The sequence below is a fragment of the Nonomuraea fastidiosa genome (assembly GCF_042751225.1).
Taxonomy (GTDB): Bacteria; Actinomycetota; Actinomycetes; order Streptosporangiales; family Streptosporangiaceae; genus Nonomuraea; species Nonomuraea fastidiosa.
Window position 1 is genome coordinate 4,174,054 of sequence record NZ_CP170570.1, and the last position, 25,748, is coordinate 4,199,801.

At 71.4% G+C, this 25,748-nt stretch carries 20 protein-coding genes and 1 pseudogene; 15 read left to right on the forward strand and 6 right to left on the reverse strand.

Annotated elements, in window-relative coordinates; translation table 11 throughout:
* The first annotated feature begins 26 nt into the window (after positions 1-26).
* From ACFMQL_RS19315 to ACFMQL_RS19325, 3 genes are all read left to right on the forward strand, one after another.
* Positions 27-2,573 carry a bifunctional FO biosynthesis protein CofGH gene (locus ACFMQL_RS19315; RefSeq protein WP_378786333.1) on the forward strand — a complete coding sequence of 849 codons (2,547 nt, stop codon included), beginning with the start codon at positions 27-29 and terminating at the stop codon, positions 2,571-2,573.
* 128 nt (positions 2,574-2,701) lie between these two features.
* The gene (locus ACFMQL_RS19320) at positions 2,702-3,196 is read left to right on the forward strand and encodes a substrate-binding domain-containing protein (protein WP_378786335.1); all 495 of its coding nucleotides are present in this window, start codon (positions 2,702-2,704) and stop codon (positions 3,194-3,196) included.
* A complete protein-coding gene (locus tag ACFMQL_RS19325) occupies positions 3,136-4,458 on the forward strand; it encodes a substrate-binding domain-containing protein (protein WP_378786336.1) in 1,323 nt (440 codons plus the stop codon). The genes ACFMQL_RS19320 and ACFMQL_RS19325 overlap by 61 nt, the downstream gene beginning before the upstream one ends.
* Here the strand turns inward: ACFMQL_RS19325 and ACFMQL_RS19330 are convergent.
* The gene (locus ACFMQL_RS19330) at positions 4,448-5,725 is read right to left on the reverse strand and encodes a coenzyme F420-0:L-glutamate ligase (protein WP_364060131.1); all 1,278 of its coding nucleotides are present in this window, start codon (positions 5,723-5,725) and stop codon (positions 4,448-4,450) included. The two genes, ACFMQL_RS19325 and ACFMQL_RS19330, sit on opposite strands and share 11 nt — an antisense overlap.
* A gap of 61 nt (positions 5,726-5,786) precedes the next feature.
* Positions 5,787-6,726 (reverse strand): annotated as a pseudogene (gene cofD / locus ACFMQL_RS19335) (2-phospho-L-lactate transferase).
* A gap of 181 nt (positions 6,727-6,907) precedes the next feature.
* Between cofD and ACFMQL_RS19340 the strand changes: the two are divergent.
* The 4 genes from ACFMQL_RS19340 to ACFMQL_RS19355 all read left to right on the forward strand — a co-directional run bounded on the left by ACFMQL_RS19340 (position 6,908) and on the right by ACFMQL_RS19355 (position 13,517).
* Positions 6,908-8,701, forward strand: a complete 1,794-nt coding sequence (locus ACFMQL_RS19340; protein WP_378786338.1) for a hypothetical protein — start codon at positions 6,908-6,910, stop codon at positions 8,699-8,701.
* Between the two features lie 295 nt (positions 8,702-8,996).
* Positions 8,997-9,257 (forward strand): WhiB family transcriptional regulator, encoded by a 261-nt coding sequence (locus ACFMQL_RS19345; protein WP_176903063.1) that lies wholly within the window; start codon positions 8,997-8,999, stop codon positions 9,255-9,257.
* Positions 9,258-9,384: 127 nt separating this feature from the next.
* The gene (locus tag ACFMQL_RS19350; RefSeq protein ID WP_364060140.1) at positions 9,385-12,213 is read left to right on the forward strand and encodes a glycosyltransferase family 2 protein; all 2,829 of its coding nucleotides are present in this window, start codon (positions 9,385-9,387) and stop codon (positions 12,211-12,213) included.
* Positions 12,213-13,517, forward strand: a complete 1,305-nt coding sequence (locus ACFMQL_RS19355) for a DUF5719 family protein (protein WP_378786339.1) — start codon at positions 12,213-12,215, stop codon at positions 13,515-13,517. Before ACFMQL_RS19350 ends, ACFMQL_RS19355 begins: the two co-directional genes overlap by 1 nt.
* Before the next feature lie 443 nt (positions 13,518-13,960).
* Here ACFMQL_RS19355 and ACFMQL_RS19360 read toward each other — a convergent pair whose 3' ends face one another.
* On the reverse strand, positions 13,961-14,320 hold the full coding sequence (locus tag ACFMQL_RS19360; RefSeq protein ID WP_364060146.1) for a metallopeptidase family protein: 360 nt from the start codon (positions 14,318-14,320) through the stop codon (positions 13,961-13,963).
* A 368-nt stretch (positions 14,321-14,688) separates the two neighbouring features.
* Here ACFMQL_RS19360 and ACFMQL_RS19365 point away from each other — a divergent pair, with 368 nt between their 5' ends.
* The 5 genes from ACFMQL_RS19365 to ACFMQL_RS19385 are packed head-to-tail and all read left to right on the forward strand — an operon-like array spanning position 14,689 to position 18,711.
* The gene (locus ACFMQL_RS19365; protein ID WP_364060149.1) at positions 14,689-15,057 is read left to right on the forward strand and encodes a DUF3499 domain-containing protein; all 369 of its coding nucleotides are present in this window, start codon (positions 14,689-14,691) and stop codon (positions 15,055-15,057) included.
* A 44-nt stretch (positions 15,058-15,101) separates the two neighbouring features.
* Positions 15,102-16,460, forward strand: a complete 1,359-nt coding sequence (locus ACFMQL_RS19370; RefSeq protein WP_378786340.1) for a phosphomannomutase/phosphoglucomutase — start codon at positions 15,102-15,104, stop codon at positions 16,458-16,460.
* On the forward strand, positions 16,457-16,624 hold the full coding sequence (locus tag ACFMQL_RS19375; RefSeq protein ID WP_364060155.1) for a Trm112 family protein: 168 nt from the start codon (positions 16,457-16,459) through the stop codon (positions 16,622-16,624). Before ACFMQL_RS19370 ends, ACFMQL_RS19375 begins: the two co-directional genes overlap by 4 nt.
* On the forward strand, positions 16,621-17,727 hold the full coding sequence (locus ACFMQL_RS19380; protein ID WP_378786342.1) for an SIS domain-containing protein: 1,107 nt from the start codon (positions 16,621-16,623) through the stop codon (positions 17,725-17,727). Before ACFMQL_RS19375 ends, ACFMQL_RS19380 begins: the two co-directional genes overlap by 4 nt.
* Before the next feature lie 48 nt (positions 17,728-17,775).
* Positions 17,776-18,711 (forward strand): cation diffusion facilitator family transporter, encoded by a 936-nt coding sequence (locus tag ACFMQL_RS19385; RefSeq protein WP_364060161.1) that lies wholly within the window; start codon positions 17,776-17,778, stop codon positions 18,709-18,711.
* Positions 18,712-18,803: 92 nt separating this feature from the next.
* Here the strand turns inward: ACFMQL_RS19385 and ACFMQL_RS19390 are convergent, their stop codons facing one another.
* Entirely contained in the window at positions 18,804-19,154 is a 351-nt protein-coding gene (locus ACFMQL_RS19390; protein WP_364060164.1) for a MerR family DNA-binding transcriptional regulator, read from the reverse strand.
* Positions 19,155-19,256: 102 nt separating this feature from the next.
* Between ACFMQL_RS19390 and ahcY the strand changes: the two genes are divergently transcribed.
* Both ahcY and ACFMQL_RS19400 read left to right on the forward strand, forming a co-directional pair.
* Positions 19,257-20,684 carry an adenosylhomocysteinase gene (gene ahcY / locus ACFMQL_RS19395; protein ID WP_364060167.1) on the forward strand — a complete coding sequence of 476 codons (1,428 nt, stop codon included), beginning with the start codon at positions 19,257-19,259 and terminating at the stop codon, positions 20,682-20,684.
* A 143-nt stretch (positions 20,685-20,827) separates the two neighbouring features.
* Positions 20,828-22,063: an adenosylhomocysteinase gene (locus tag ACFMQL_RS19400; RefSeq protein ID WP_364060170.1), complete on the forward strand. Its 1,236-nt coding sequence runs from the start codon at positions 20,828-20,830 to the stop codon at positions 22,061-22,063.
* A gap of 121 nt (positions 22,064-22,184) precedes the next feature.
* Here the strand turns inward: ACFMQL_RS19400 and ACFMQL_RS19405 are convergent, their stop codons facing one another.
* Entirely contained in the window at positions 22,185-22,820 is a 636-nt protein-coding gene (locus tag ACFMQL_RS19405) for a DUF305 domain-containing protein (protein ID WP_364060173.1), read from the reverse strand.
* 421 nt (positions 22,821-23,241) lie between these two features.
* On the opposite strand from ACFMQL_RS19405, the gene ACFMQL_RS19410 reads away from it, so the two are divergent.
* Entirely contained in the window at positions 23,242-24,633 is a 1,392-nt protein-coding gene (locus ACFMQL_RS19410; protein ID WP_378786345.1) for an LVIVD repeat-containing protein, read from the forward strand.
* Positions 24,634-24,694: 61 nt separating this feature from the next.
* On the opposite strand, the gene ACFMQL_RS19415 is transcribed toward ACFMQL_RS19410, so the two are convergent.
* Positions 24,695-25,705, reverse strand: a complete 1,011-nt coding sequence (locus ACFMQL_RS19415; RefSeq protein WP_378786347.1) for an RDD family protein — start codon at positions 25,703-25,705, stop codon at positions 24,695-24,697.
* Positions 25,706-25,748 lie beyond the last annotated feature (43 nt).

The following is a 25,748-nucleotide window of genomic DNA, read 5'->3' on the forward strand; positions in this document are numbered from 1 at the left end:
ACTCAGCCCGTCGTACTGTGCCCTTTATGAGTTCTGACTCCGCGCTCCGCCGCGCCCTCGCCCGCGCCAGGGACGGCAAGACGCTCGACGTGACCGAGGCGACCGTCCTGCTGCACGCCCGTGACGAGCATCTCGACACGCTCCTCGACCACGCCTCCCGGGTGCGCGACGCCGGGCTGCGCGCCGCCGGCCGCGAGGGGATCATCACCTACAGCAAGAAGGTGTTCATCCCGTTGACCCGGCTCTGCCGGGACCGTTGTGGCTACTGTACGTTCGCGACCGCGCCGCACAAGCTGCCGGCGGCGTTCCTGAGCCCTGACGAGGTGCTGGAGATCGCCCGGCAGGGGGCGGCGATGGGGTGCAAGGAGGCGCTGTTCACGCTGGGCGACCGCCCGGAGGACCGCTGGCGCCAGGCTCGGGAGTGGCTCGACGCGCACGGCTATGACGACACGCTGTCCTACGTGCGCGCCATGGCGATCAGGGTGCTCGAGGAGACCGGATTGCTGCCGCACCTCAACCCGGGGGTGCTGACCTGGCGTGACTTCCAGCGGCTCAAGCCGGTGGCGCCCTCGATGGGGATGATGCTGGAGACCACCTCGCGCCGCCTGTACGAGGAGAAGGGGCAGCCGCACTACGGCTCGCCCGACAAGGACCCGGCGGTGCGGCTGCGGGTGCTGGAGGACGCCGGGCGCACGAACGTGCCGTTCACCACGGGCATCCTCATCGGCATCGGCGAGACCGTGCAGGACCGCGCGGAGTCGATCTTCGCGATCAGGAAGGTGGCCAGGGAGTACGGCGGTGTCCAGGAGGTCATCGTGCAGAACTTCCGCGCCAAGCCCGACACCGCGATGCGCGGCCTGCCGGACGCCGACCTGCAGGAGCTGGCCGCCACGATCGCGGTGGCCCGGCTCGTGCTCGGCCCCCGTATCCGCATCCAGGCCCCGCCCAACCTGGTGGACTCCGAGTACGAGCTGATGATCAGGGCCGGCATCGACGACTGGGGCGGCGTGTCCCCGCTGACCCCCGACCACGTCAACCCGGAGCGGCCGTGGCCGCAGATCGACGAGCTGACGGCGCGTACCAGGGAGGCCGGGTTCACGCTCAAGGAGCGCCTGACCATCTACCCCGAGTACGTGCGGGCCGGCGAGCCCTGGCTCGACCCCCGCCTGATCGGCCACGTCAGCGCGCTGGCCGACCCCGAGACCGGCCTGGCCCGCGAGGACGCCGTGCCGGAGGGCCGCCCGTGGCAGGAGCCCGACGGCGGCTTCGCCGCCTCCGGCCGGGTGGACCTGCACGTCGAGGTGGACACCGTCGGCCGCACCAGCGACCGCCGCGACGACTTCGACCACGTCTACGGCGACTGGGACGCCCTGCGCGAGCGCCTCGGCACCGTCGCCGCCGCCACGCCGAGCGACGTGCGTCAGGCCCTGCGCAAGGCCGAGTCCGACCCGGCCGGGCTGACCGACGCCGAGGCCGTGGCGCTGCTCGGGGCCGAGGGCGGGGCGCTGGACGAGCTGGCCGCCATCGCCGACGCGCTGCGCCGCGAGGCGGTGGGCGACGACGTCACCTACGTCGTCAACCGCAACATCAACTTCACCAACGTCTGCTACACCGGCTGCCGCTTCTGCGCCTTCGCCCAGCGCAGGACCGACGCCGACGCCTACACGCTCAGCCTCGACCAGGTCGCCGACCGGGCCGAGGAGGCGTGGGCGGCCGGGGCCACCGAGGTGTGCATGCAGGGCGGCATCCACCCCGACCTGCCCGGCACCGCGTACTTCGACATCGCCAGGGCGGTCAAGGAGCGCACGCCGGACATGCACGTGCACGCGTTCTCCCCGATGGAGGTCATCAACGGCGCGAGCCGGACGAACATGTCCATCCGCGACTGGCTGGAGGCCGCCAAGGAGGCCGGCGTTGACTCGCTGCCCGGCACCGCGGCCGAGATCCTCGACGACGACGTGCGCTGGGTGCTCACCAAGGGCAAGCTGCCGGCCAAGGAGTGGATCGAGGTCATCACCACCGCGCACAAGGTGGGCATCCCCACCACCTCGACCATGATGTACGGGCACGTCGACAACCACCTGCACTGGGTGAAGCACATCAAGCTCATCCGGAGCATCCAGGAGGAGACCGGCGGGTTCTCGGAGTTCGTGCTGCTGCCGTTCGTGCACACCAGCGCGCCCATCTACCTGGCGGGCGTGGCGCGGCCCGGGCCCACCGCGCAGGAGAACCGCGCCGTGCACGCTCTCGCGAGGATCCTGCTGCACGGCGCCATCGACAACATCCAGTGCTCGTGGGTCAAGCTCCGCGACGACCTGTGCCGCCAGGTGCTGCAGGGCGGGGTCAACGACCTCGGCGGCACGCTGATGGAGGAGACGATCAGCCGGATGGCCGGGTCGGAGAACGGGTCGTACAAGACGATCAGCGAGCTGCGCGCGATGGTCGAGGTCACCGGGCGGCCGGTGCGGCAGCGCACCACCGACTACGGCGTGCCGAGCGAGGAGCGGCTGGCGGCCGCGGCGGCCAGCGACGGCGTCTGCACGAGCGTCAGAAGGGTCCTGCCGCTGGCCTAGCTGTAACATGTTCTACCAATGTCTCGCGGGCGCCCCCGACGGGGCGCAGCGCGAGGCGCGGAAAGGGCGTCGCGGGCGTCCGAGGGGACGTCCGGCGAGGCGCGGGAAGGGGCTCGCGGGAGAGGTTCATGGTGCGGTTAGGTCGGCACCGCGCCGCGCTGTCCCCCGAGCAGCGCCGCAGGAGAGCGTTCCGGCGCGGCATGCTGGCGGGGCTGACGGCCGTGGCGATGGTCGCGGCCGGCCTCGTCGTCGTCTTCGGCGGCGGCGGTCTGCTGTGCCGTACGCGAGAGCCTGTTCTCGTCGATGTCGCGGCCGCCGTGGACATCGCGCCCGCCGTCATGGAGGCGGCCGACCGGTTCAACGCGACCAAGACGGTCGCGGGCGGCCGGTGCGTGCTCGTCCAGGTGACCGAGCAGCCGCCGGCCACGGTCCTGCGCACGCTCATCGGCGACCGGGCGGGCGTGCTGCGCGAGCGGCCGGACGGCTGGATCGCCGACTCGTCGGCCTGGATCCGCCTCGCCCGCCGGCAGGGGCGAGCGCGCTGCCCGCGCAGGAGAGCGTGGTGGCCACCTCGCCGCTGGTGTTCGCCACGCGGGCCTCGCTGGCCAGGCGCTTCTCCGTAGGCGGCACGCAGATGAACTGGCGGATGGTCTTCCCCTCGACCGTGCGCGGGCGGCTGACGCCCAACGACGACGAGCCCGACGTCGTACGCGTGCCCGACCCCTCGCTGGCCGGGGCGGGCATCGCGACCGTGGCCGCCGCCAGGGACGTCGTCGGCACCGGGCCCGACGCCGACAAGGCGCTGACCGCGTTCGTCCGGTGGGCGCAGGCCGGCTCGGCCCCCGACTACCGCAGCATGCTGGCCGCCGTGGACGACCACACGTTCTGGCGGCGGCCGGTCGTCATCGTGCCCGAGCAGAGCGTGTGGCAGCACAACCTGCGGCCGTCGGATGACCCGGTGGTGGCGCTGCACCCGCGCGAGGGCACGATCAACCTCGACTACCCGTACGTCGTGACCGCGGGCGACCCGGCCGTGGCCGAGGCGTCGAGCGCGTTCGCCGAGTGGCTGCGCGGCCCTGAGGCGCAGGAGATCGTGCGCAAGGCCGGGTTCAGGTCGGGCGACGGCCGGTCGGGGCCGATCTCGCCGGGCCCGCACATCCCTGCCGCGGCGCCGCTCACCAGAGAGTCGGTGACGCCCGAGGACATCGACGAGGCCCTGCGTGCCTGGAGCCGCCTCGCGCCCGCGACGAACATCCTCGTGCTGACCGACACCTCCAAGCACATGGCCGAGCGGCTGAACGGCCGCACCCGGCTGGACGTCGCGCTCGACGCGGCGAAGATCGGGCTGCGGCTCTTCCCCGACTCCACGCACATGGGGCTGTGGGAGTTCGCCGACGGGATCGGCGGCATCAAGGGCTACCGGCGGCTCGTCGGCCTGGGTGCGATCAACGAGCCCGAGGAGGGCCAGGTCGTCCGCAGAGGCAGGCTCGACGAGCTGACCGGCACGATCAAGGCGCATCCGCGCCGCGACAGCTCCCTGTACGACGCGGTGCTCAGCGGTTTCCGCAAGGTGACCAGCGACTACCGGGAGGAGATGAACAACTCGCTGCTGGTCATCACCGCGGGCCGGGACGACGGCACCGGCATCAAGCTGCCCGAGCTGCTCGACCGGCTCCAGCGCGAATGGGACCCCGACCGGCCGGTGCAGATCATCGTCATCGCCTTCGGCAAGGGCGTGGACCGCGACGGGCTGGCGAAGATCGTCGCGGCCACGAACGGCTCGCTGCACGAGGCGCAGGAGCCGGGCGAGATCATCGACGTGTTCCTCTCCGCGCTCGCCCGCCGCCTGTGCCACCCCACCTGCGAACCCGCGGTCAGCGAGTGAGGATGAAGTCGTCCGGGTCGCGCGGCGCGCGGTCGCGGGGCGGCGCGGCGGCATGGCCGACGGCCACGCAGCCCATCGGGTCCCACGAGGCGGGCAGGTCGAGCACCTCGCGCACCACAGGACGGCAGAACATCGTGGACGACACCCACGCCGAGCCCAGCCCCTCGACGGCGAGCTGGATGAGGAAGTTCTGCACCCCGGCGCCCGTCGCCACCACGAACATCTCCCGCTCGGAGGCGTTGCGCCGGTCGTCGCGGTAGGTGTGGGAGCCGTCCATGACCAGGCAGGGCACGACCAGGTAGGGCGCGTTGCGCAGCACGTCGCCGCGCTTGATCCGCTTGGCGATCGACTCCTCGGAGAAGCCGTCGCCGCGCAGGTCGGCGATCCACGCCTCGCGCATGGCGTCCAGCAGCTTCGTCCGGGTCTCCGGCGACTCCAGCAGCACGAACCGCCACGGCGTCGTGTGGTGCGGCGCGGGCGCCGCGATGCCCGCCGCGACCGCCCTGCGCACCGCCGCGGGATCGACGGGCTCGTCGGAGAACTCCCTGATCGTCCTGCGGGCGAACACGACGTCGCGCGAGCCGTAGCGGAACAGGTCCTCGTCGGCCGGGCGCACCAGCGGCTTCGCCCCGGGGCCGTCGTCGTCGGTCACCAGGTGGGCGAGCCCGCGCACGATCGCCACGGGGACGCCGTCGAGCTTGCCCTTGACCAGCTCGGCGGCGCTCGCGATCTCGTCGGCCAGCGCCGTGACCGTGGCGCTCAACTGGTTGCCGTACGCGTCGGAGCGGCCGCGGTAGTCGTCGAGCGGGCGCAGCCCGGCCACCCCGATCGCCACGTCGGTCAGCCCGTTGCGCCACGGTCGCCCGAACGTGTCGGAGACGATCACCCCGACCCGGCGGCCGAGCCCCGCCCTGATGCGCCTGGCCGAGGCGTCGGGGTCTTCGGGCAGCAGCAGCACCGTCCCGGGTTCGGTGTTGGAGGCGTCGACCCCGGCCGCGGCCATCACGAAGCCGTGGCGGGTCTGCGTGATCACGGTGTCGCCGCGCCGCGCGACCACGCGCGCGGTCTCCTCGGCGATCGCCTGGGTGCGGTCGGGCGCGTGCCGTACCCGGCCCTCCGCCTTGCTCACGATCTTCGACGTGACCACGACGATGTCACCGTCGCGTACGCCGGCGCCGGCGAGCAGCGCCGCCACGTCGTCGCCGGGACGCACCTCGCCGAGGCCGGTCACGGCGATCACTTCGACGTGCTGGGGAGTCGTGGTCATCGGGCGGCCTCCTGGGTCGGGTGCCGGGCGGTCTTCTGGCGGGCCGTCGCAGGGCGGGACGTCATCGGGCCAGCTCCTTGGCGAGGTCGAGGGCGGAACGCGCGATGTCGGCGGCGGCGCCGGCGTCGTGCATGAGGATCGGCCTGGCGACGACCTTGACGCCGTCGAGCGCGACCCCGGCGTCCTCCTCGGCGACCAGCCAGCCGTCGATCAGCTCGGAGCCGTACAGCTCCAGCACGGCCTGCGCGGTCGTCTCGACGCCGATGGCGGTCAGGCACGCATCGGCCATGCCGCGCACCGGCGCGCCGCCGATGATCGGCGAGACGCCGACGACGGTCTTGGGCAGCAGCGCCTCGCGGATGCCGGGGATCTGGAGGATCGTGCCGATGCTCACCACCGGGTTGGACGGCGGCAGCACCACCACGTCGGCCTCCTCGATGGCCTCGAGCACGCCCGGCGCGGGCTTGGCGGTGTCGACCCCGACCAGCGCGAACGACTTGGCGGGCACCGAGGCGCGCAGGCGTACCCACCACTCCTGGAAGTGGATCGCGCGCCTGCCGCGCTCGTCCTCGATCACGACATGCGTCTCGCAGCGGTCGTCGGTCATCGGCAGCAGCCGCACGCCGGGTTGCCAGCGGGCGCAGAGCGCCTCGGTGATCTGCGAGAGCGGGTCAGCCGGCCTCCAGCATCTGCGAGCGCACGATGTGGGTGGCGAAGTCGCGGTCGCCGAGGCCGAACCACTGCGGCTCGACGCCGTACGCGGCCAGCTCCTCCTTGACGACGTGGGTCTCCTTGGCCCGGCCCCAGCCCTGCTCTTCGTCGATGCCGCCGCCCAGCGTGTACATGACGGTGTCGAGATCGGGGCAGACCCGCAGGCCGAACAGGGTGATGTCGTCACCCGTGTTACCGATGACGGTGATCGAGGCGTCGGGCGCGGCGGCGCGCAGGCCGCGCAGGAACCGGGCGCCGCCGATGCCGCCGGCGAGGGACACGATGTGCATGCGCACCAGTCTTCCATCGGCCGCTGACGAGGCTGCTCCGGGACCGGATTTGCGGGCGCGGTTAACCGTATATATCGAGGTATTGGCCGATTTGATAGAGAAGTGCTTTCTGTGACTCCCGGCATACGAGTCAGTGATGTGGCAAACTCCCTTCGGACCAATGGGTCCGTTGGGGGTACTTGTGAGCAAACTTGATGTAGCCCGGCTGAGGGAGCCGGCCGCCTGGATCATGCTCGTAGGCGGATTGATCAGGGTGTTGCTGGCGATCGGCCACATCCTGGTCGGCACCTCGGCGCTGTCGTCGTTCGCCGACCGCGCCGCCGCCTTCCAGTCGAGCCTGACCAACCCGGTGGTGACGGCGCTGCTGCTCGGGTCCGTGCTCCTGGTGACCAAGATCGGCGGCGAGCCGTCGCCCAAGGCCAAGCCCATCACGTACGGCGCGGTGGCCGGTCTGGGCCTCGCGGCGCTGTTCGGTCTGGTGGCGTTCGTCGGCGGGCTGTTCGCCGACGCCAGCGGGCGCGAGGCCATCGAGTTCCTGCTCAGCGGTCTTACGAGCCTCGCTCTGACCGTCATCGCGCTGGTCTACCTCCTGCCGCAGGTGCTTCCCCAGCGTCCGGCCGCGCAGGTCTACCACGGCCAGTTCGGCGGCCCGCAGCCCGGGTTCTTCGACCAGCAGCCGTACGGCCAGCCCGGCCAGGCTCAGGGTCCTGCGGGTCCCGGCCAGGCAGGCTTCCCCCAGCAGCCCGGCTTCGGCGGCCCCCAGGACCCCGGCTACGGCCAGCAGCCGATGAGCGGCCAGCAGCCCGGTCACGGCGGGCCGCAGGACCAGGGGCAGGCCGCCGCGTACGATCAGCAGCCCCCGTCGGGCCAGCAGCCCGGCTACGGCCAGCAGCCGATGAGCGGCCAGCAGACGGACCAGCCCGCACAGCCCGGCCAGCCCTCCCAGCCGGGCCAGCCCGCCCAGCCGGTCCCCGGCCCCCAGTCCGGCTATGGCCAGCAGCCTCCTTCCACCCCCGGCTACGGCCAGCAGCCTCCTTCCACCCCCGGCTACGGCCAGCAGCCTCCTTCCACCCCGGGCTACAGCCCGCAGCCTCCTTCCACCCCGGGCTACAGCCCGCAGCCCCCGAGCTCCGCCGGGCAGCCTGAGCAGCAGGCGGCCCCGCAGATCAGAGGCGCCCTGCCCGCCGCGCCGTCGGACCAGCAGCAGCCTGAGCCCTTCGCCTCCCAGGGCTTCGAGCAGCAGTCCTACGCTCCGGCGGACACGGCACCGGCGAACCCGCCGGCCGGTGAGTACACCCCCGCCCCGTACGTCCCGGCCGACAGCCAGCCGAACGTCTACAACCAGCCGGGCCAGAGCCCGTATGCTCCGCAGCCCGAGCAGCCGAGCCCGTACGCGCCCGCCGCGAACGACCAGGCCTACGCCCCGGCCGACACCGCGCCCGGCGGCTCGTACCAGGAGCAGCAGCCGTTCGGCCAGCAGCAGTACCAGGGACAGAACGCCTTCGACCAGGCCCAGCAGGCGCAGCAGGCTGGTCAGCCGTTCACCGGCTACTCGGGCGCCGAGTTCGTCCAGCCCGCCTACCAGGAGCCCGTGGACCCGCGCTCCCAGCAGCTCATGGACGCCTACCAGCAGGCGGAGACCTACCAGTCGAACGCCGGCAACCAGCCCGTCCCCGACTTCGGCGGCCAGCAGGCCCGCCCGTACGACGACCCCTTCGGCCACCCCCAGCAGCCGCAGCACGGGTACGAGCCGCAGCAGGGCCAGTACCACGCCACCCACCAGGCCCCGCAGCAGCCCGCCCCCGGCCCCCAGCAGTGGGGGAGCGCGCCCGCGGACTCGACGATGCGCCTCGACGGGTTCCAGCAGGCCGGCGGCTTCGGCGCCCAGCGCATGCCGGGGACGACCCGATCGACCCGACCGCCATATACACCCCCAACGAGCCACGCAGGTAACGGACCGGCAATGAACGACTAGAGAGAAGGTGGGCCGCAGGCGGGCGTCTATCCCGCCCTGGTACGGTTCCGACCGCTGAGAGTGTTGCACGAGCCAGGACGACGCCATGCACAGGCTGTCAGGCCGGGCTCGAACATGACATGCCGAGCACACCGGGGCGAGATCTGGTCTTTCCCCGGATACCTGCATGCCGCTTGACGCCGCGTAGCGCACACGCGTGTAATTACAACCATGTTGTTACGCCTTCCCGTGGGTGGGTAATAAGGAAGGCGTCCATGGGGGGCTCCATTGCGGGCGGGCGGCAGGGAGGTGTGCAGTGACCGATCCGGTCATCGCACAGGAACAGCTTGACGCTGAAGAACTCGGCTGGCAGGAGCGCGCCTTGTGCGCGCAGACGGATCCGGAGGCGTTCTTCCCGGAGAAGGGCGGCTCCACCAGAGAGGCCAAGAAGGTCTGCCGATCGTGCGAGGTCCGTGCCGAGTGCCTGGAGTACGCACTCGAGCATGATGAGCGCTTCGGCATCTGGGGCGGGCTGTCCGAGCGGGAGCGCCGCCGGATCAAGCGCCAGGCCGTGTGACAGGCCGTAGCAGAGAGACACAAGGGGGAGAGGGTCACGCGGAGAGCCGTGTGACCCTTTTCGCATCTCTTGAACCGCTTGTCACTGTATGGTGGGCGCGCCTGATCATCCCCCCAGGAGCTCACCGATGTCACGTCCCTACGTCACCGTGATCGTCGTCGCACACGACGGCGCGCGCTGGCTGGGGGAGACACTGCGTGCGCTGATCAACCAGAGCCGCAGGCCGGACCGCGTGGTCGGCGTCGACAACGGCAGCAGGGACGGCTCGGCCGACCTGCTCGCCCAGGCGCTCGGCCCCGGCAACGTGCTCTCCCTGCCGCGTTCGACGAGTTTCGGCGAGTCGGTCGCCGAGGTGCTGGAGAAGCTGCCGCCCGCAGGGCGCGAGGAGTGGATCTGGCTGCTCCACGACGACTGCGCACCCGACAGGCGCGCGCTGGAGGAGCTGCTCACCGCCGCCGCGCAGGATCCGAAGGCCGCCGTGCTCGGCCCCAAGCTGCGCGACTGGCTGCACCGCCGCCGGCTGCTGGAGCTCGGCGTCACCGTGGGCCGCACCGGGCGCAGGGACACCGGTCTCGAACCGCTGGAGTTCGACCAGGGACAGCACGACGGCACGCGCGAGACGCTGTCGGTCTCCACGGCGGGCATGCTCATCAAGCGCGAGGTCTGGGAGCGCGTGGGCGGGCTCGACCCGTTCCTGCCGATCTTCCGCGACGACCTCGACCTGTGCTGGCGGGTCCGCAACGCCGGGCACAAGGTGCTCGTCGTCACCTCCGCAGTGGCCTGGCACGCCGAGGCGGCGGCCCGCAGGCGGCGGCGCATCACGGTCAGCGGCGACCACCCGCGCCGCCTCGACCGGCGCAACGCGATCTTCGTGGTGATGGCGAACCTGCCGTTCCGCGCGATGCTCTGGGCGCTGCTGCGGAACGTGCTCGGCTCGGCCGTGCGCACGCTGCTGTTCATCGTCAGCAAGCAGCCCGCGAACGCCCTCGACGAGGTGCTCGCGCTCGGATCGGTGCTGGGCCATCCCGGACGCCTGCTGCGGGCGCGGCGGGCACGCCGCCAGGGCCGCAGGAAGGGGTACCGGCGCATCAAGTGGTTCCTGACGCCGCCGGGCGCCGCCTACCGCCGGCTCGTCGACATGGTGCAGAGCTTCCTCGCCGGGCAGGCCCCCGTCGACGCGGCAGGACGCCACCACATCGCCACCGACCCCGACGCCGAGCAGGAGCTCGCGCCGCCGCCCGACACCGGCGCCTTCCAGCGCTTCATCGGCCGTCCCGGCGTCATCCTCATGATCGGACTCACCCTGGTCACGCTGGCGGCCGAGCGCTCCCTGCTCGGCGGCGAACGGCTCGGCGGCGGCGCGCTGGTCCCCGTCATCGGCGGTGCCCGCGACCTGTGGGACTTCTACACCGAGGGGTTCCACGACATCGGGCTCGGCTCGACCGACCCCGCGCCGCCGTACGTGGCCGTGATCGCCGCCCTGTCCACGCTGTTCTTCGGCAAGACCTGGCTGGCGGTGTCGGTGCTGCTGCTCGGCTCGGTGCCACTGGCCGGGGCGACCGCGTACCTGGCCACCCGCCATGTCATCCCCGGTGTGCCCGCTCGGGCGTGGGCGGCGGCCACGTACGCGCTGCTGCCCGTCGCCACCGGCGCGATAGCGGCGGGACGGCTGGGCACGGCCGTGGTGTTCGTGCTCGTCCCCCTGTACGCGTGGCTGCTCGGCGTCGTCCTGCTCGCCGCCGACCGGCGCAGGGCGCGGCGGGCCGCATGGGCGCTCGGGTTATGGCTGGCGGTCGGCACCGCGTTCGTCCCCCTGGTGTACCCGCTGTTCGCGGTGCTCGGCGTGCTCGGCGCGGTGGCCTTCGGGGGTGCCGTACGGACGCGCGGCCCGCGCAAGGGAGGCGGCGCGGGAGTCTCGATGATCATCGCTCTCGCCGTACCGCCCGCCCTGCTGCTGCCCTGGCTGGCGAGCCTGGTGACCGACCCCGGCAGGCTGCTGCTGGAGGCCGGGCTGCACGATCCCGCGCTGGTCGATCAGACGCTCGCCCCCGAGTCGCTGCTGGCGCTCAGCCCAGGAGGCCCCGGGCTGCCGCCGTTCTGGGTGACGGCCGGGCTCGTCGTCACCGCGCTGGCCGCGCTGCTCATGCGCCGCCAGCGGATGATCGTCGCCATCGGCTGGGGCGTCGCCCTGTACGGGGTGCTCGCCGCCATCCTGGTCAGCCGGATCACCGTCGAGGGGGCGCGGGTGTGGCCCGGGGTGCCGCTGGCGTTCGCGGGGACCGGTCTCGTCGTGCTCGTCGGGCTGACCGCGCACCGGCTGCCCGAGCTGCGCGCCTCGGGCGGGCTGCGGCGGCTCGGCGCGGTCGCGATCGCGGCCGTGGCGTTCAGCACGCCGCTGCTCGCCGCCGGGTTCTGGGTCGCCACCGGCGTACGCGGGCCGCTCGTCGGCGACGCCCCCGACGTCATGCCCGCCCTGGCGGCCGCCCGTACCGCGAACGGCGAGCGCACCGTCGTGCTCAAGGGCTCGTCGTTCACCGTGCTGCACGGGCGCGGGCCGCTGCTCGGCGAGTCCGAGCTGCCCACCGCCTCGCAGGAGCGCGCCCGCCTGGCGAACGCCGTACGCGGACTGGTCGGTGGCCGGGGCGGCGATGCGGCCACGCTCGGCCAGCTCGGCGTCGGCATGGTCGCCGTCGCGCCGCCCGTACCCGCCGAACTCGCCGCGACGCTCGACTCGCAGCCGTCACTCGAGCGCATGAGCCTGTCGAAGGACGGCGGCGGTCTATGGCGGCTGGCCGAGCCGGTGACCCGGGTGCCCGTCCAGCCCGTCGGCGTCTGGCACACCATGTGGCTGTACGCGCAGGGCGCGATGGTGCTGGTCGTGGCCCTCCTCGCGGCCCCCGGCCGGCGGCAGGAGGAAAGCGCCGAGCCCGGCGCCGTGGCCTTGGCGGGGGCGTGATGAAGGCGTTCATCGAGAACCGGTTCGGCCTGCTCACGCTCGTCGTGGTCGCTCTGGCCGCCATGTACGGCATCGCGTACGTCACCAGGCCCGCCCCGCTGCCGCCCCCGCCCACAGGACCCACGAAGGTCGCCGTCGAGTCCGTCACCACCGTGTGCCCCGGCGACAAGGGCCGCCGCGTGGACGTCTACCTGCCCGGCTCGCTCAGCAGCGAGACCATGGAGAAGGACGCCCCGTACGTCACCAAAGGCCCCGGCGGGCTGGAGGCCGGCGACGTCACCCGCGCCACCAGCGGATCGGCCCGCGGCCTGGCCGGCGTCCGCTGCACCGAGCCCGCCCCCGCCACCTGGCTGCTCGGCCCCGGCCCCGCCGACGCCGACGTGCGCCTGCACCTCATCAACGCCGACAAGGCGCCTGCCATGGTGGACGTGCAGGTGTACGCCGCCGAAGGGCTCGTCTCCGGAGACGCCGGGATCGGCCTGGAGATCGCCCCCGGCAAGCACCGCGAGATCGACCTCAAGACGCTCGCACCGTCGGCCGACGTGATGGCGGTCAGCGTCACCACCTCCTTCGGACGGGTGGCCGTCGCCGCCAGGACCGTTCTGGAGAGCGGCGGCGTGGACTGGCTGCCCGCGGCCGGCGCCCCCGCCACCCGCGTCGTCGTCCCCGGCATCCCCAAGGGCGGCGGCCTGCGCAGGCTCCTCGTCGCCGCACCCGGCGAGACCGACGCCACCGTGCAGATCAAGGCCGTCAGCGAGGACGCCGAGTACGCGATGAAAGGCCGCGAGACCCTCAACGTGCCCGCCGGCACCGTCACCGCGCTCGACATCACCACCGGCGTCGCCGGCTCGTCCGCCGCGCTCGTCCTCACCTCGCCGGTCCCCATCGTCGCCGGAGCCGTCTCCATCGGCACCGGCTCCAAGCCCGACGTCGCCTACACGGCCGGCACCCCCTCGCTCGCCCTCGGCAGCGCCGTCGCCCGCAACACCACCGGCGCCCGCCTGCTCCTCACCGCGCTCGGCGGGCCCGGCAAGGTGCGCGTCCAGGTCGTGCCCGACAAGGGGGCGGCGGGGGAGCCGTACGAGGTGGCGGTGCCCGCCAGGCGTACGCGGGACGTGCGCGTCAAGGCCAAGGGCGACTTCGCGGTGGTGGTCACACCCGTGTCAGGCGAGGTCTACGGTGCCCGCCTGCTGGAGGAACGCCGCAGGGACGGCGTCATGCTGACCACCCAACCCCTCGCCCCCGCCCGCACGTGGACCCTCCTCCCGCCGTTGCAGGACACCCCGCGCGTGGTCCTTCCGTAGCGGGCGACACGCGTATCGGCCCGGCGGAACGCAGGTCACCTGAAGAGGCGGACGGGCCGCCTCGGTGCGAGCAGGACACGTGCAGCTTCGGGTGGCAGGGGACGACGCCGCAGGCCCAGTAGCCGGCCGCGGTGTAGTCGCCGCGAGGGATGTTGCGCGTGCTGTAGGTGGGCGGGGTGGTCAGGGGGTCGGCGTCGCCGGGCCACACGCCCCAGCCGTCGCCCCACCACGCGACCCGCCACAGCTTCTCCTCGGGGTCGAACAGCGGGCCCGCCGGGAAGTCCTCCGTCTCGGCCCTGTGCCACCGGCGGCGAGAGCTGGGCTTGTAGTAGAAGCGATGTTCGCCGCGCCTGACTCGCCTGCGCAAGTGACGGAACATGCACCCAGCATCGCACACCGTGACGAACCGCGACACCCGGTTACGCGAAGACCGTCTGCGGGGGTCAGCGGCGGTCGTCGTAGCCCGGGTCCACGGTCTCGGGGGCGAGGCCGAGGAGCGAGGCGACCTGTTCGACCACGGTGTCGTGGACCATCGCGCCCAGCGTGTCGCGGTCGCGCGCCCTGGCCTCCAGGGGCCGCCGGTAGACCACGATGGACGCCGGCGAGTGGCCGGTGGCCGCGTCGGCCCGGCCGAAGGGTACGGGGTCGGAGTCGAGCCCTGGGCCGTCGCCGAGCTCGCTCAGCGGGGGCACCTCCTCCACCGCGAACTCCACCGCCGACAGCTGCCGCTCCCACCGGGGCCGCAGCCGGTCGACGGCGTCGAGCACGAGGTCGTCGAAGCGCTCGCTGCGGGATTTGGCCATGGGAATGTGGGAGGGGGCGAGCGGGCCGCGGAGCCCGCGACCGTGGCGATCGCGCCGTCTGGGACCGCGCTTGTGAGTCACGTGTGTCAGTGTACGGGGACGTCACGCGGATGCCCGGACAGCGGTCACCGGGTGTCCGAAAGGCGGGGTGTGAAGTGGCAGAAATGTGATCTTCCACGAAGATCGGAACGGTAGGATTGAGCCGGTGACCTCGCGGGGAAAGGCGGGAATGGAAGCGCGGTCAAAGGGACGGAGGTCTCGGGGCATGTGGGTGGAAACGCTGCGACAGGTGTCCGAATTGTGGCGACACGCTCGTTAAGAGCGCTCAGGTAGTGGCGCCGCGCACTCTTACCGGATACGGTCCCTCCGTGAGCCCCGTCCGCCGCTGTTCCCGCACCGCTTGCAGTCAGCCTGCCGTCTTCACGCTCACGTACGTATACGCCGACTCGACCGCTGTCCTCGGCCCCCTGGCGACGTACGCGGAGCCACACTGTTATGACCTGTGCGCCGAACACGCCGAGCGACTGACCGCCCCCCGCGGCTGGGAGGTGGTGCGGTTGCCCACCGACGGCGCCTCGCCCAGCTCCGACGATCTCGAAGCGCTGGCCAACGCGGTCAGGGAGGCCGCGCGCCCGACGTCGTCCGGCAGCGGTGAGCCGGTCGGCCAGGGCGTCGAGGTCGGCCGCCGCGGGCACCTGCGCGTTCTGAGATCGGCCCAGCAGCACCGTGACCGGTAGGCTCCTTCTGTAAGGCGGAAACCGACCTAGGGCGGAGCTGGAGAGTGGGCGACCTCGCCAAGATCTTCAAAGCGTACGACGTTCGCGGGGTGGTGCCCGACGAGCTTGACGAGCCGACCGCCGAGGCCGTGGGGGCGGCTTTCGTCGAGGTCACCGAAGCCGAGTCGATCGTGGTCGCGCACGACATGCGCGAGTCGTCGCCCGCGCTGGCCGAGGCGTTCATCCGCGGCGCCCGCGCGCGCCGGGCCGACGTCGTGCACGCCGGCCTGGGCTCCACCGACCTGCTCTACTACGCCAGCGGCAGCCTCGGCCTGCCCGGCGTGATGTTCACCGCCAGCCACAACCCGGCCCGCTACAACGGCATGAAGATGTGCCGTTCCGGCGCGGTGCCGATCGGCGGCGACACCGGCCTGACCCGCATCCGCGACAGGGCGGCCGAGCTGCTGCGCGAGCAGACCCCGGTCGGGGCGCCGGCCGGTTCCGTGATCGAGAAGGACCTGCTCTCCGGCTACGCCCACCACCTGCGCACGCTCGTCGACCTGAGCGGCATCCGGCCGCTGAAGGTGGTCGTCGACGCGGGCAACGGCATGGGCGGCCACACGGTGCCCGCGGTCTTCGACGGGCTGCCGATCGACCTGGTACCGCTCTACTTCGAGCTCGACGGCACCTTCCCCAACCACGAGGCCAACCCGCTCGAGCCGCAGAACCTCGTCGATCTGCAGCGCGCCGTGGTCGAGACCGGCGCCGACATCGGGCTCGCCTTCGACGGCGACGCCGACCGGTGCTGGGTGATCGACGAGCGCGGCGAGTCGGTCTCGCCGTCGGCGATCACGGCGCTGGTGGCCGTACGCGAGCTGGCCAAGCACCCCGGCGCGACGATCATCCACAACCTGATCACTTCGAAGGGCGTGCCGGAGATCGTCGGTGAGCACGGCGGCGTGCCGGTGCGCACCCGGGTCGGCCACTCCTTCATCAAGGCGGAGATGGCCCGCACCGGGGCCGTGTTCGGCGGCGAGCACTCCGCCCACTACTACTTCAGGGACTTCTGGTTCGCCGACTCCGGCATGCTGGCGGCCATGCACGTGCTGGCGGCGCTCGGCGAGCAGGAGCGTGCGCTGTCCGAAGTGGCCGGCGCCTACTCCCGCTACCACGCGTCGGGCGAGGTCAACAGCACGGTGTCCGACCAGGCGGAGGCGCTGCGGCGGGTGCGCGCGGCGTTCGCGGGCCGGGGCGAGTTCGACGAGATCGACGGGCTGACCGTCACCGGATCCGGCTGGTGGTTCAATCTGCGTCCCTCCAACACCGAGCCGCTGCTCAGGCTGAACGCCGAGGCGGCCGACGAGAGCACAATGACGGCGATCAGGGACGAGGTCCTCGCCATCGTGGGAAAGGTGTCAGAGTGAAGATCGACGACTGGCTGCTGGAGATCCTGGCCTGCCCGGCGTGCAAGGCTCCGCTGCGGGCCGAGCAGGAGGCCGATGAGCTGGCCTGCACCGGCTGCGGCCTGATCTACCCGGTCCGAGACGACATTCCGGTCCTGCTCGTCGACGAGGCCAGGAAGCCGTGACCTGGGAGCCGGAGCGGCTCGACGACCAGGGACACCTCACCGAGGCCGACCCGGGCGGCATGCTTCCGGCGGTGGCCGCGTCAGCGGCCCACATACGCACCGGCCACCGCAGTGCGGTCGAGGCCGGCGTGGAGCGGCTGGCCGCCGACGGGCGCCCGCGGGCCATCGTGGTGGTGGGCATGGGCGTCGCCGGTCTCGCCGGCGACATCCTGGCGGCCGTCCTGGGCAACGGCGCCCCGCTGCCCATCGTGACCGTGCGCTCCTACCAGCTCCCCGGCTGGGTGGGGGCCACTGACCTGGTCATCGCCGTCTCCGGCTCGGGCGACACCGAGGAGACGCTGGCCCTGGCCGCGCAGGCGGTGCGCCGGGGCTGCTCGCTGCTCGCCGTCGGCCCGGCGGGCTCCCCGCTGGAGGCGGTGGCCGTGCAGGCGTCGGCCGTCTACGTGCCGGTGCCGGTCACCGGTCCCGCGCGGGCCAACCTGTGGCTGCTGAGCGTCCCGCCGATCGTGGCGGCCGCCGCGCTGCGGCTGGTGCAGGCGGACGCCGACCTGTTCGAGCGGGTGGCGCGGCTGCTCGAGGACATCGCGCACCGGTGCCGGCCGTCGAGCGAGTCGTTCATCAACCCGGGCAAGTCGCTGGCGCTCGACCTGGCCGAGACCGTGCCGATGATCTGGGGGACGTCGCCGGTGTCGGCGGTGGCGGCGTACCGGCTGGCCTGCCAGCTCGCGGCGAGCGCCAAATACCCCGCGCTGCACGGCACGCTGCCGGAGGCCGGTCATCATCAGGTGGCGGCGTTCGACGGGCCGCTGGCCGAGCGCGACATCTTCGCCGACACCTCCGGCCGTTCGCTCAGGCTCGTCGTCCTGCGCGACACCGAGGAGCACCCGCAGGTGACCCGGCGGCGCGAGGCGGCGCTGCGGCTGGCGGGCGAGCGCGACGTGCCGGTGACCGAGCTGGCCGCCGAGGGCGTTCATCCGCTGGAGCGCATCGCGAGCCTGATGGCGCTCGGTGACTACGCGAGCACCTATCTGGCCTTGGGATACGGCGTCGACCCGGCCGCCGAGTCGGCGATTGCTGAGGTCACTGCGACAATTTCCCCATAGGATCCTCTTTCAAGACTTTTGACGTGATCTTATGAGTGGAGAAGATCGGTGAGCGCGAGCGGCGGAACGAAAGCAATCATTGCGGCATTGTCCGCGAACTTGGCGATCGCCGTGTCCAAGTTCGTGGCCGCGTTCTTCACCGGTTCCTCATCGATGCTCGCCGAGGGCATCCACTCGGTCGCCGACTCCGGCAACCAGGTCCTGCTGCTGATCGGCGGCAAGCGGGCGGCCAGGGCGAGCACCCGCCAGCATCCCTTCGGATACGGCCGCGAGCGTTACTTCTACGCGTTCGTGGTGGCCGTCGTGCTGTTCACGATCGGTGCGGCGTTCTCGCTTTACGAGGGCGTTCACAAGATCGCCGATCCGCACGAGGTGGAGTCGCCGATCTGGGCGTTCGCGGTGCTGATCTTCGCGATCATCGCCGAAGGGCTCTCCTTCCGTACGGCGGTCAAGGAATCGAACCCGCTGCGCGGCGATCAGTCGTGGTTCGCCTTCATCCGGCGTTCCAAGTCGCCTGAGCTGCCCGTCATCCTGCTGGAGGACCTGGGCGCGCTGCTCGGCCTGATCTTCGCGCTGTTCGGCGTGACGATGGCCGTGCTGACCGGCAACGGCGTCTGGGACGGCATCGGCACCCTCATGATCGGCGTGCTGCTCGCCGTCATCGCGATCGTGCTGGCCATCGAGACCAAGTCGCTGCTCGTCGGCGAGGGCGCGTCCCCCGAGATGGAGGAGCAGATCAGGGCCGCGCTGGAGAGCGCGCCCGAGGTGGACAGGATCATCCACATGCGCACCCTGCACCTCGGCCCCGAGGAGCTGCTGGTGGCCGCGAAGATCGCGGTCGAGCACAACGACACGGCGGCCGAAGTGGCGCACGGCATCGACGAGGCAGAGCGGCGCATCCGCGAGGCGGTGCCGATCGCCCGGGTCATCTACCTGGAGCCCGACCTCGACCGCAGCCGCAGCACCAGCGCCTCGGCAGGCTGACCCACGGCTCCGGTTCGGCGGGGTGATCCCCGGATATCCAGAACAGCGGCGGTGCCGCCCCTCCATCGGGGCGGCACCGTCAGGTGTGCCGGTCAGTCTCCCTGACGGGGCTGGGCGGGGCGGAGCAGACGCAGGGCCTTCTCCTTCTCGAAGTCGAGGGCCCGGCGCGGCGCCTGGATGCGCCCGATGCGCACCCCGAGGTCGCGTACGGCCGCCGCCACCGCCGGCTCGCTCAGCACCCGCAGCGCGAACGCCAGCTCGGCCGGCGAGACGTCGAACCGCTTCTCCAGCTCCACCCCCTGGGCCACGGCGGCCAGCTCGTCAGGGCCGAACCGCCGGTGGGCCCCCTGCTCCCTGACCGGCGGCAGCAGGCCGAGGGCTTCCCGGTATCGGAGCATTCGCGGCGACATGCCGAGCCGCTTGGCCGCTTCCGTGATGCGCATTCTTACATTCTTACGTCAGATTCGCCGTCCGTGAGGTGCGCCGGTGCGGTGGCGCCGCCTAAACTCGTCGCGACAACCATCCGTGACGCGAGGGGACATCCGATGGACTTCAAGGTCGCCGACCTTTCACTTGCCGAGTTCGGCCGGAAGGAGATCCGGCTCGCCGAGCACGAGATGCCCGGCCTGATGGCGGTACGCAAGGAGTACGCGGCCTCCCAGCCCCTTCGCGGCGCGAGGATCATGGGCTCGCTGCACATGACGGTCCAGACCGCCGTCCTCATCGAGACTTTGGTGGCCCTCGGCGCCGAGGTGCGCTGGGTGAGCTGCAACATCTTCTCCACGCAGGACCACGCCGCCGCCGCGGTGGTCGTGGGCCCCGACGGCACCCCCGACGACCCGAAGGGCGTGCCGGTGTTCGCGTGGAAGGGCGAGACGCTGCAGGAGTACTGGTGGTGCACCGAGCAGGCGCTCACCTGGCCCGACGGCGGCGCCCCCAACATGATCCTCGACGACGGCGGCGACGCCACGCTGCTGGTCCACAAGGGCGCCGAGTACGAGAAGGCCGGCGCCGTGCCCCCGGCGACCGCTGACGACCCGGAGGAGTGGCACGTCATCATCGACCTGCTCACCCGCACGGTCGGTCCCGAGAAGAAGTGGACGAAGATCGCCGAGAGCATCAAGGGCGTCACCGAGGAGACCACGACCGGCGTGCACCGCCTCTACGAGATGCACAAGAACGGCCAGCTCCTCTTCCCGGCCATCAACGTCAACGACTCGGTCACCAAGTCGAAGTTCGACAACAAGTACGGCTGCCGCCACTCCGTCATCGACGGCCTCAACCGCGCCACCGACGTGCTCATCGGCGGCAAGGTGGCCGTGGTCTGCGGCTACGGCGACGTCGGCAAGGGCTGCGCCGACGCGCTGCGCGGCCAGGGCGCCCGCGTCATCGTCACCGAGATCGACCCGATCTGCGCGCTTCAGGCCGCCATGGACGGCTTCCAGGTCACCACGCTGGACGAGGTCGTCGGCATCGCCGACATCTTCGTCACCGCGACCGGCAACTTCAACATCATCACCGCCGAGCACATGTCGCGGATGAAGCACCAGGCGATCGTGTCCAACATCGGCCACTTCGACAACGAGATCGACATGGCCGGCCTGGCCAAGTGGCCCGGCGTCGAGAAGCGCAACATCAAGCCGCAGGTCGACGAGTGGGTCTTCCCCGACGGCCACTCGATCATCGTGCTCGCCGAGGGCCGGCTGATGAACCTGGGCTGCGCCACCGGCCACCCCAGCTTCGTGATGTCCAACTCGTTCACCAACCAGGTGATCGCGCAGATCGAGCTGTTCACCAAGACCGAGGACTACCCGATCGGCGTCTACACGCTGCCCAAGCACCTCGACGAGAAGGTGGCCAGGCTGCACCTCGACGCGCTCGGCGTCAAGCTCACCACGCTGACCAAGGAGCAGGCCGCCTACATCGGCGTCCACGTTGAGGGCCCGTACAAGCCGGACCACTACCGCTACTGAGCACCGTCTCTCGCTGAGCTCCGGGAGGTCTCCGCGCCTCCCGGAGCTCACCCATACGCTCCCCGGGCCCGTCCCGGGCTCTTCTTTCTGTACCTGTACGGCGGGGCGAAGCCGTCCCGCACGCGCCGACGTCAAGGCTGGCCATGGATCTCAGTGAAAGCGGCGAGCGGCAGATCTCCTGGGCCGCTCGGTCGATGCCGGTGCTGACCGCGATCGGCGAGCGGTTCGCGCTCGAACGGCCGCTCGACGGGCTGAAGATCGCGGCCTGCCTGCACGTCACCGCCGAGACGGCCGTGCTCCTCGGCGCGCTCAAGGCGGGCGGCGCGGAGATCTCGCTGGCCGCGTCCAACCCGCTGTCCACGCAGGACGACGTGGCCGAGGCGCTGCGCTCGTACGGGATCGGGGTGCACGCCAGGGCCGGGGTGGACCGCGCGACGTACTACCGGCACATCCACGAGGCCCTCGACATCGCGCCCGACCTCGTGCTCGACGACGGCTGCGACCTCGTCAACACCCTGCACACCGAGCGGCGCGACCTGCTCGACGGGGTGAGCGGCGGCTGCGAGGAGACCACGACGGGGATCATCAGGCTGCGCCAGATGGCGGCCGAGGACGCGCTGCGCTTCCCCGTGGTGGCCGTGAACGACACCCGCACCAAGCGGATGTTCGACAACCGGTACGGCACCGGCCAATCCACCTTCGACGGCATCATGCGCGCCACCAACACGATGCTGGCGGGGCGCACGGTGGTGGTGGCCGGGTTCGGATACTGCGGGCGCGGCGTCGCCGAGCGGGCCAAGGGGCTCGGCGCGCGGGTGATCGTCACCGAGATCGACGCGGTGAAGGCGCTCGACGCGACGCTCCAGGGCTACGAGGTACGCCCGATGGCGCAGGCGGCTCCGGCCGGCGACCTGTTCATCACCGTGACCGGCAACCGCGACGTCATCAGGGCCGAGCACCTGTCGGTCATGAAGGACGGTGCGATCCTGGCCAACGCGGGGCACTTCGACGTCGAGATCGACGTACGGGCGCTGGACGAGCTGGCCATCGACGTGCGTCGCGGCGTGCGGCCCAACACCGACGAGTACCTCATGCCCGACGGGCGGCGCCTGCTGCTGCTCGCCGAGGGCCGCCTGGTCAACCTGACCGCCGCCGAGGGGCATCCCGCGGCCGTCATGGACATGTCGTTCTCCGCGCAGGCGCTCGCCGTGGCCTGGCTGGCGGGTGAGCGGGCCTCACTCTCGCCCGGCGTGTACGACGTGCCCGAGGAGATCGACCACGAGGTGGCCAGGCTCAAGCTGGCCGCCGCCGGCATCGACATCGACCGGCTCACGTCCGACCAGGAGGACTACCTCCACAGCTGGCGCGTCGGCTCCTGACGTCCCGCAGGGGCGGCTGCGGGACCGTCCGCACCCGCCGCGAGCGTGCGGCGCGCCCCGTTCCTGTGCGCCGCGTACCGGCGTCCATAGGGTCCCGGCCCGCGCGCCGAAGCGCCGGCGGCTACAGCTCCGCCTGCATCTGCTGCATGCGGCGGATCTCCGCGGCCTGGGTGACACTGACGTCGCCGGCCAGCTCCTCGATCCTGATGTGCGAGCCGTCGGTCAGGACCTGCTTCGACATCTGGATCGCGCCGAGGTGGTGGTTGATCATGAGCTGGAGGAACATCCGGTCGAAGTCCTTGCCCTTGGCCGCCTTCAGCGCCTCGAGCTGTTCGGGCGTCGCCATCCCCGGCATGCCCTCGTGGGCCGCGTGATGGTCGGGCACTTTCTGCTCCTGCTCCCGCAGCCACCTGCTCATGAACTGGATCTCGGGCTCCTGCGCGACCTTGATGCGGTCGGCGAGGGTCTTGAGCTTGCCCGACTCGGCGCGGCTGGGCGCGAGCAGGGCCATGTCCACGGCCTGGCGGTGGTGGACGATCATGTTCTGGACGTACTGCACGTCCGCCGCGTTGGGAGTGGCGGACGGCACGGCGGTGACGGCCTCGTCCGGTGAGAGCGTCCTGGCCTGCTCTCCGGGACGTCCTGGGGCGATGACGGGCGCCGTCGAGCCGGCTCTGGGGGCCTGCGGTGCGGAGCCGGATGTGCACCCGGTGAGGGCGACGATCAAGCCCACGATGACGACGAGCGCGGCGCGCACTCACCCTCCTGACTGACTTAGTCCAGATTGCGAACTATAGGGGAAAAGTCCAAACCTGAGAAGAGGGCGAAGCGCAATAAAATTTGACATCTTGGACGCTGGTCATCGGCACGAAGAAAGGTGAGGATGGCGTAGATTTACGCTCCCTTTACCGGAGGTTCCTTCGTGTCCCCCCTCCGCAGAGCCCTCGTCCTGGGCGCCGCGCCGACCGCGCAGGTCCGGACGGCGCACGTCCCGGCTCCGGCGGCCGACCGCGTCACGATGGACCGGCTGAACGCTCGGACGGCCACGCCTCACATCGAGCGGGGGCACGGCCACGGCTTTTGACTCCGGATGCGCGGCGGGGCATCCGGCACGGCCACCGCCGCCGTCCCGTTCTTTTCACCGACCCGGCCAGAAACCCTGTCAAGGAGGCTTCCGAGTGTCCCTATCGCGCCGTTCCATCGTCACGGCGGCGGCGGCCACGGTCTTAGCGCTGGCGGCCATGCCCGCCGCCGCGGCGGACATCCCACCCGCCGACACCGTGGTGCACAGCCCCAACGTGACCCACGTTCTCAACATCCCCAAGCCGGACCCGATCGCCGGAACGATCAACACCGACATCGCGTTCCAGGACGGCTACGCGTACGTCGGCAACTACGGCGGCTTCTCCATCTACGACATCAGGAAGCCGGAGAAGGCGAAGGTCGTCAGCTCCGTCGTCTGCCCCGGCGCCCAGATGGACGTCAGCGTCTACGGCAACCTGCTGTTCACCGCCGTCGACTCCTCCCGCAGCGACGACTCCTGCAACAGCGAGTCACAGAGCGCGACGATCAAGGAGTCGTGGGAGGGCGTCCGCATCTTCGACATCTCCGACAAGACCAATCCGAAGTACATCAAGTCGGTCGAGACGAACTGCGGTTCGCACACGCTGACCCTGGTGCCGGGCAAGGGCCCCGACAAGAACAAGAACGTCTACATCTACGTCTCGTCCTACCAGCCGGCGGACAACTTCCCCGACTGCGCGCCCCCGCACGACAAGATCTCGATCATCAAGGTGCCGCTGCGCAACCCGGCCGCGGCCGAGGTCGCGGCCACGCCCGTCGTCTTCCCCGACGGTGGCAACGAGACGCAGCCCGGTCTGCTGCTGCCCACCAGCGGCTGCCACGACATCACCGCCTACGCCGAGAAGGACATCGCGGCCGGCGCCTGCATGGGTGACGGCGTGCTGTTCGACATCCGCGACCGGCTCAACCCGAAGGTCACCGCCAGGGTCACCGACCCGAACTTCGCGTTCTGGCACTCGGCCACGTTCAGCAACGACGCCAAGAAGGTCGTCTTCACCGACGAGCTGGGCGGCGGCGGCGCGGCCACCTGCAACGAGGCCACCGGGCCGAACCGGGGCGCCGACGCCATCTACGAGATCGTCCGCGGCAAGCTCGTGTTCCAGAGCTACTTCAAGATCTCCCGCTACCAGGACGACAGCGAGAACTGCGTCGCGCACAACGGCTCGCTCATCCCCGTCAAGGGCCGCGACATCATGGTCCAGGCGTGGTACATGGGCGGCCTGTCGATCTGGGACTTCACCGACTCCAAGCGGCCCAGGGAGATCGGCTACTTCGAGCGCGGGCCGCGCTCGGACGGCAGCGGCGGCGGCATCTGGTCCGCGTACTACTACAACGGCTACATCTACGGCGCCGACTTCCACGAGGGACTCGACATCATCAAGATCGACGACCGCCTCACCGACAGCGCCAAGCACGTTCGTACCAACCGGTTGAACGTGCAGACGCAGGAGTCGTACCGGGGCGGCGGACCGGGGCACGGCTGGTGACGGCCCTGCTCTGAGACCCTGCCCAGAGAATCCCGCTCGCCGGCGCGCTCGCTGATCGCGCTCACTGAGGTGGCGCGAACCCGCCCGGAGTCGCCTGAGGCGGCTCCGGGGCGGGTGCGGGCCCCGCCGGCGGCACCGGCCCCTGCTGTCCAGGCCCGTGCTGCCCAGTCTCATGCTGAGCGGGCGGCGGCGCGTACGGCGACGCGGCCGGGGCTGGACCGGGAACCGGTCCGGAACCCGGGACCGGGGCCGGGGCCGGGGGAGCGTAAGGCGGCGCGGCCTGATCAGGTGCCGGAGCGTACGGCTGCGGCGGCTGAGCGAGCCCCATGCGCTGCGCGAAACGTTCCTGCTCCCGCCGATGACGCTCGGCCAGGACGGCGCTCAGGTACGCGTGCGGCGGCACGCCCGCCGGAGCGGCGGGCGAGACGAAGGCCGCCACCTGCGTGGCGATGCGCACCCCCATCTCGTGCTGGACCTGCGGCGACAGGTCGTGCCATCGCGCGAGGTACTGCCTGGCGGCCTGCGCCACCTCCTCGGGAAGCTGAGAGAGCTCCAGCGTGGCCGCCCAGCCCGCGAGCTGCGGCGGCATCAGGATCGGCCGGGCCCGGTCGCGCGGTGCCCGGTCGGAGATCACGATGGTGCCCGCGAAGATGTCACCCAACCGCTTGCCCTTCTGCGAGATCAGTGACGAGATCAGCGCCGGAGCCCCCGACAGCATCCAGAACTCCAGCACTCCCGCCAGGCCGCGGAACAGCGCCTGGCGGAACCGCTCGGGGCTGCCGTCGTCGCCGACGACCCGCAGGCCGAGTGCGAGCTTGCCGAGGCTGCGGCCCCTGGTGAGCGACTCGAAGATCACCGGATAGCCGACGAGCACCAGCACCAGCAGGACGATCATCGTGGCGCCGAACGCCGCCACGTCGGTCATCCCGGCGAACATGCCCAGGAGCATGTAGGCGCCGATGAGCAGGGAGATCTGCACCGCCATATCGATGAGGAGCGCCAGGGCGCGCGAGGGCATCTGGGCCACGCGCACCTCGACGACGACGGCGTCACCGGTCACAACCTCGGACATACGTGGAGCCTAACGGCTCGGATGCGGTGATCGAGCGGCCAGA